The organism is Streptococcus sp. HMSC071D03, assembly GCF_001812125.1.
In the GTDB taxonomy this organism is placed as follows: Bacteria; Bacillota; Bacilli; order Lactobacillales; family Streptococcaceae; genus Streptococcus; species Streptococcus pseudopneumoniae_N.
This window is the reverse complement of sequence record NZ_KV807812.1, coordinates 1-406: the sequence shown is the minus strand read 5'-3', so window position 1 is coordinate 406 and position 406 is coordinate 1. Positions and strand designations below refer to the sequence as shown.

General features: G+C 35.2%; 1 protein-coding gene. It reads left to right on the top strand.

Going from position 1 to position 406, the window contains the following annotated elements; translation table 11 throughout:
• Nucleotides 1–406: DUF3991 domain-containing protein (locus HMPREF2837_RS09575; RefSeq protein ID WP_261674359.1), on the top strand; the 406-nt coding region annotated here is incomplete at both ends.

The window sequence follows — 406 nt, the reverse complement described above, 5'->3', positions numbered from 1 at the left end:
AGTCTGGCTAGATATTATTTAACAGAATGTAGAGGAATCTCAGAAGAAATCGTACAAAAGATGATTCAACAAGGTTTGATAGCACAAGCCAGTTGGAAAACAAATGAAACTGTTGAACCTGTTATTGTTTTTAAAAGTTTTGATCATCGTCACAAACTGCAGGCAGCAAGCTTACAAGGGATTTATAAGAATCACTCTCTTCCTAGAGAAAGGTTAAAAACGATTTTAAAAGGAAGCCATGGACATGTTGGAATATCCTTTGACATTGGTAAACCAAATAGACTGGTCTTTTGTGAATCGTTCATCGACTTGATGAGCTATTACGAACTTCATCAACAAAATCTATCTGATGTTCGTTTGGTATCTATGGAGGGATTAAAAAGGTCTGTTGTTGCTTATCAAACTT